The organism is Lysinibacillus sp. GW821-FHT14F06 (assembly GCF_058803665.1).
The window spans coordinates 88,791-94,790 of record NZ_JBXAPF010000020.1 but is presented as its reverse complement, the minus strand read 5'-3'; the positions used below and the strand labels follow the sequence as shown (position 1 = coordinate 94,790).

The 6,000-nt window shown below is 36.2% G+C and carries 5 protein-coding genes, 1 rRNA gene and 1 pseudogene; 2 read left to right on the top strand and 5 right to left on the bottom strand.

What is annotated here, in order from left to right:
• Window positions 1-349, bottom strand: a 16S ribosomal RNA gene (locus tag AC1RNS_RS17385); the annotation flags it as partial.
• Window positions 350-615: 266 nt separating this feature from the next.
• On the opposite strand from AC1RNS_RS17385, the gene AC1RNS_RS17380 reads away from it, so the two are divergent.
• Entirely contained in the window at window positions 616-1,275 is a 660-nt protein-coding gene (locus AC1RNS_RS17380) for a hypothetical protein (protein ID WP_492994446.1), read from the top strand.
• Between the two features lie 171 nt (window positions 1,276-1,446).
• On the opposite strand, the gene AC1RNS_RS17375 is transcribed toward AC1RNS_RS17380, so the two are convergent.
• A complete protein-coding gene (locus AC1RNS_RS17375; RefSeq protein WP_492994445.1) occupies window positions 1,447-2,127 on the bottom strand; it encodes a KinB-signaling pathway activation protein in 681 nt (226 codons plus the stop codon).
• A 152-nt stretch (window positions 2,128-2,279) separates the two neighbouring features.
• Between AC1RNS_RS17375 and gerD the strand changes: the two genes are divergently transcribed.
• Complete coding sequence (gerD, locus tag AC1RNS_RS17370; RefSeq protein WP_492994443.1) at window positions 2,280-2,885, top strand: spore germination lipoprotein GerD; 606 nt, start codon at window positions 2,280-2,282, stop codon at window positions 2,883-2,885.
• A gap of 55 nt (window positions 2,886-2,940) precedes the next feature.
• Here the strand turns inward: gerD and AC1RNS_RS17365 are convergent, their stop codons facing one another.
• The 3 genes and pseudogenes from AC1RNS_RS17365 to AC1RNS_RS17355 form a co-directional block, all read right to left on the bottom strand.
• On the bottom strand, window positions 2,941-3,996 hold the full coding sequence (locus AC1RNS_RS17365; RefSeq protein ID WP_492994442.1) for a P-loop NTPase: 1,056 nt from the start codon (window positions 3,994-3,996) through the stop codon (window positions 2,941-2,943).
• Window positions 3,997-4,068: 72 nt separating this feature from the next.
• Window positions 4,069-4,782, bottom strand: a complete 714-nt coding sequence (locus AC1RNS_RS17360; RefSeq protein ID WP_492994440.1) for an N-acetylmuramoyl-L-alanine amidase — start codon at window positions 4,780-4,782, stop codon at window positions 4,069-4,071.
• Between the two features lie 182 nt (window positions 4,783-4,964).
• Window positions 4,965-5,789, bottom strand: a pseudogene (locus AC1RNS_RS17355) (DUF4822 domain-containing protein); the annotation flags it as partial.
• Window positions 5,790-6,000 lie beyond the last annotated feature (211 nt).

Below are 6,000 nucleotides of genomic sequence, written 5' to 3'. Positions count from 1 at the left end.
GAGTCTGGGCCGTGTCTCAGTCCCAGTGTGGCCGATCACCCTCTCAGGTCGGCTACGCATCGTCGCCTTGGTGAGCCGTTACCTCACCAACTAGCTAATGCGCCGCGGGCCCATCCTATAGCGACAGCCGAAACCGTCTTTCAGTATTTCACCATGAGATGAAATAAATTATTCGGTATTAGCCCCGGTTTCCCGGAGTTATCCCAAACTATAGGGTAGGTTGCCCACGTGTTACTCACCCGTCCGCCGCTAACGTCAAAGGAGCAAGCTCCTTCTCTGTTCGCTCGACTTGCATGTATTAGGCACGCCGCCAGCGTTCGTCCTGAGCCAGGATCAAACTCTCCATAAAAGAAATTTGATTAGCTCAAATTGTTTTGCTGGCATCAATTTTGATGTCCAAAATTTTTATCTCGTTCACTAGCATAAGTTAGCTACTAAAAACTTTATTGATTACGTTTTGCTTGTTCAGTTTTCAAGGTTCATTTTTTAATTTGTCGCGTCATCTCTTGGCGACTTATACATAATAACATCGATTATTCATGAAAGTCAACACTAAATCATAAGTTTTTTTAAGAAGTTTATTTTTCTCTTTAATATTTTAGAAACGAGGTTGTTATGATGGTTCGTAAAACGTTGATTTCATTGCTTTTCATCGTAATACTATTTGTTTTTATAAAGCCAATAAACTCAACTATGATTTCTGTATTTAATATCGCTGATGCTCCAGCAATTGTAACAAAAGGACATTACGGTACATCCCTTGTTGTCGAAATTTCTTTCTCTGATGAAGCACTAATGGACTGGCTTAACACTGTGAAAGAACCTTATCCACTCTTATTGCTAGATCCTGCTTGGATTAAACGATCACCGGAACATTTAAAAATCATTCAAAAGCGGAAACTGCCTACGGGATTATTAGGACCAGAGGATTCTACAGATGAACCTATAAATATGACAACCATACAAAAAGATATCGCTATTTACGAAAAGTATTTAAAAGAAACACCACTTTGGTTTGCCACTCGCAATCACCAATATTCTCAGGATTTACAAAAGAACTTATTTCAACAGCAAATAAACATACTTTCTCCCTCTTTAATTTGGAAGGGCGAGAAAACACCTAAAATACAAAAAGGCGATTTTATTTTCGTCATCTTACATCAAAACAATCCAATTACATTCAAAGATATAAATACTTTGCTACAACAAAATAAATTTATGTCCATCGAAGAAAATATATTTGGATATAAAGTTCAAACTAAAAAATCACCATAAAAAAATGCCTCCAGAATTATTGAGGGCACTGAAAAACTAAAAAAATTCACTTTTTTATATTAGAATTTTGTCTTTTGTTGGATTTGAAAACTTAAAAAAGTCGATTTGCATCACAATTTTTGTGGCAAATCGACTTTTTCAGTGCCCTCAGAATTATCGGAGGCATCTTTATTATGCGTTTGCATTTTTAGCTTGTTCTCTACGTGCTTTACGGCGTGCTTCTAACTTTTGACGATCTTCATCGGATTTTGCATTATATTTGGGTAATACTAATAATTGATAGGCATTTACAGCAAGTAAAGGAAATAGTAACAATGCGACATATTCGTTAATATTTTCATCACGCCCCATTAAAGCAATCGTCCATTCCAGCGTTGTAATGACAATCATAAAGAATAATGCGGAAATTAAAACGTGCTTTTTCCCCGTCATTTTTACTTTTTGAACGGCTGTTGCAACTGCTCCAAAAATTAAAACAATTAATAATCCTAAATAAAATATCCAACTTTGGCCTTCTTTAATGCCTGGGACAAAGCGGAAGAATATAACGTCAAAAATAGTAATAGCAATTAATAATAACTGAACCCAATTCCACAGCGTCAGTGTTCTGAAAATGTTAACCCCTACTTGATGAAGGGTTAAATAAGCAAAGAATCCTGCTTGTGCAATAACACTCATCGTAAATCCTAAAAAGACCATCCATAAAAGCCCTGCTAAAAATTCTCCCCAATGACCATTTGTTATGTATGGTTGGAAGAAATCCCACCTAATAAACAAGCTACAAATTCCGTTGACAGCGCCTCCAACGAGCATTGCAAAAAAGAAAAACTTTGCCCAATTTCGTATCGTCACAACTAAAAGTCCCCCAATTTCTACAATATATCTGTATTTATTTTAACAATGCATTGTTAAAAAAGCTATTTCTCATCCTAACCAATACATAAAGTCATCGTAAATGTGAACAATAATTGAAAGAGTCTATCTATAGAAAGGACTGATGATCGATGCGAAAATTTACCTTATTACTAATTCTAATGCTTTTTCTTTCTGCCTGTTCACAAGATAAAACCTCTACCATGTCCTATGATGAAATTAAAAAAATTATGATTGACTCTTTACAAACTGAGGACGGTAAAAAGGCTTTACGACAGCTTTTAGAGGAGCCCAGCTTTCGCGAATTATTGATTTTGGAGCATGAAGAAGTGAAGAAGGCTACCGAGGAAACCTTACTTTCTAAGGAAGCAGAAGATTTTTGGAAGAAAACATTCGAGGATCCAAAGTTTAAAGAAACTGTCGCTAAAAGTATGCAAAAGCAGCAACAGGATATTATGAAGGAATTAATCAAGGATCCCACTTTCCAAAAGGATATGGAGGCATTCTTTGGACAGCCTGATATGCAAAAGCAGTTAGAAACGATTCTAAAGTCTTCCAACATGAGAAAGCAAATGGAGGAAGTCGTAAAAGAAACGATTGAAAGTCCACTTATGCAAACAAAATGGCAGGAGCTTATTAAAAAAAGTGGCGGTGAAGCAACAGCAGTTTCTGGAAAAGATGAGAAAAAAGCAGGTGGCGGTGACGGCACTGACAAGGAACAAAATAATACCCAGTAATTCTTTTATTTTTAAAAAACGGATTTCCTCATTAATTCAGGAAATCCGTTTTTGATTATTTATTTAATTTATTGATCATTTTCGTCGCGATATCTAAATAAATTTGTCCTGTTGGATGTTTTTCAGCATAAACAGAAGGTGCAAAATCTTCTTCTGACCAGTCTGGTTGGCCCAGAGGGATTTGTCCTAGTAATTCTGTACGCAGTTCTTCAGCTAACTTCGGTCCACCGCCTTGACCAAATACAAATTCACGATCACCTGATTTTGACTCGTACCATGCCATATTTTCAATAACACCTAATATTTCATGTTCTGTTTGTAGAGCCATTGCACCTGCACGAGCCGCAACGAATGCTGCTGTAGGATGTGGTGTTGTAACAACAATTTCTTTTGATGAAGGCAACATTTGATGAATATCTAGAGCTACGTCCCCAGTACCTGGTGGTAAATCAAGTAGTAGATAGTCTAATTCGCCCCATTCTACATCACGGAAGAACTGATCTAACACTTTCCCTAACATTGGTCCACGCCATACAATTGGTGCATTGTTTTCAACAAAGAAGCCCATTGAAATCACTTTTACCCCGAAGCGATCAACTGGGAAAATTCGATTATCTACCACTTTTGGCATATCAGCAACACCCATCATATCCGGCACACTAAATCCGTAAATATCGGCATCAATTAACCCTACCTTTTTTCCAAGACGTGCTAATGCCACAGCGAGATTAACGGAAACTGTAGATTTCCCTACCCCACCTTTACCTGACGCAATGGAAATAACTTGTACTGTGCTAAGAGGAGATAAAATATCCTGAGCCTCAGATTCAGTAGCTGTTCCACGGAAGCCTTGTAATTTCTCTGCCGATAGCTCCTCAAAGCGAATGCCTACCGTATTTGCACCCGCTTCTTTTAAAATTTCAACAATTTTCATCTGTAATTGTAATTGTTCAGGTGTATTTGTTTTAGCAATCGCAATTTTTACACTGACATGATTTTTTTCTTCTTTTATTGATACGTTTGTAATTCCATCTGTTTCTGCAAGTGATTTATGTAAAAATGGATCTTGTAGTTGTCCTAGTATTTCTCGTACTTGTTGTTCAGTAATCACGACGAACACTCCCCTTATATTATCTCAATGTTAGTATATCATAATGATTTGATTTTCGTTGTAGATGTTGCTCTATTCAATTTTAGCTAATAAATAGGCTTCTATACCTTCAACAATGGCATCTCCCATTTTTTCTTGATATTTTTTATCCGTTAAAAGTGCACGTTCCTCATCATTGCTGATAAATCCTGTTTCTACAAGTGCAGCAGGTACTTCAACTTTTTTCAATAAATATATTTGCTTGATAGACAGTGCTTCTCGGTCCGTGTTTTTTAAATTAGTACGAATAGATTCCTGAATGCTCTTTGCTAATAATTCACTTTCAGCATGTCCTTCTTTATGATAAAACACCTGTGCTCCACGCCATTTTGTCTCTGGGATAGCATTTGCATGAATTGTAATAAAAATATCTGGTTTTTCTTTTTCAACAATATCTTTTCTTAAAAAGATATCCTGTTTCTTTCGTTCACGCATTGTACCAAACTTTTCTGACGGCGCATGCTCCTCGATAACATCTCCATCCTGTGTTCGCGTCATTACAACCGTTGCGCCTTTTTTCTTTAGCTCTTTCTCAACATACTGAGCAATTGCAAGTGTAATATCCTTTTCAATCACTTCACCCTTTGAAGCTCCTCCATCCTGACCCCCATGCCCCGCATCAATGACAATCTTTTGACCACCAAGTGGGTCTGGTAAGAAGAAGTTACGGTCTGAAGCATTCGTTTCATATGCCACAACCACTATACTCATTAGCATAATTACTCCTAGTGCAAGCCAGCGCTTCACCCATATCCACCACCCTTTTACATTTAGTGTACGATGTTAGTGAGAGAACTATGCCAGAAAGTGAAAAAAACACTCAGTATTAAAATGGAGATTTGATTTGTAATAGATATTTTTCAAGTAACAATAAAATGGCATTAGTCCATTACAATTTGAGAACTAATGCCGTTAATTAAGAATTATATCTATTTTTGTGTAAATTCAGGTTTAAACTTACCTGTATAAGGTTCATGTTCTACAAATACTGTGATATCCTTTCCATCTTTATCTTTACCAGTTCTTAAATAAGTAAATTTCTTGTTATTAAGTTCAGTAATTTCAAGAACAGCCCCATATTTATTATCGCCTATTGAAACATGTGCTCTTAGCTTATTTCCATGGAGAACATTAAAGAAACCATAGTCACCGCGACTTTCACCTGTTTCAGGGTTGAAAAATTCATATTTATTCGTATCAGCATCATATTTAGCTATACTAATAAAATTTGAATTATATTGTGTTACATCATTTCCTTCTGTATCTAATACAACTGTTCCCTGCCATAGTGTATCTGTTAAAATTTTATCACCATCAACATCTTGAACAATAGTGCCTGTAGAAGTTTCCAAAGTTTTATCTGGATCAGTAAATGTAAGTTTTTTATCTTTATAAGGAACATGCTCAACAAATATCTCTACATCGTTACCATTTGCATCTTTCCCCATTCTTTTATACGTAAATAAATTTTGAGTTAGCTCCGTAATTTCCACGATAGCTTGATAATTTTTCGATTCAGAAATCAATATTCTTTGTTTTCCATCATTCGTGATAAAGAAAATACCCTTATCATCGCGACTTTTTCCTGTTTGTGGATCAAAAAATTCGTAACGCGCTGAATCAGCATCGTACTTTGCTAGGCCAATAAAATTAGAATTTTCTGCGGTTAAATCTTTCTTATTCTTATCGTACACTTTTGTACCCTGCCAGTTTGTGCTACTAAGAATATTGGCATTCGCTTGGCCTTTCGTCATTTCGACTGGCCTTTGATCTGCAGATTGCTCAGTTTTTACTTCCTCTTTCTTTTTTACATCTTGTTTACTCTGACATGCGGCAAGTAATGCCATTGTTGCAAGAGATATTATTAAAAGCTTTTTCATACATTGACCTCCATTTTATAGATTCAGTTACTTCAAAGTCCCCTAAGAAATAACAGCTTAAAAGCAGTATCAGCTATTTCCACGT

Bases quoted from the DNA above. Each gene is read 5' to 3' on its own strand.
- AC1RNS_RS17380 (WP_492994446.1), top strand. From the start codon at position 616: ATGATGGTTCGTAAAACGTTGATTTCATTGCTTTTCATCGTAATACTA.
- gerD (WP_492994443.1), top strand. From the start codon at position 2,280: ATGCGAAAATTTACCTTATTACTAATTCTAATGCTTTTTCTTTCTGCC.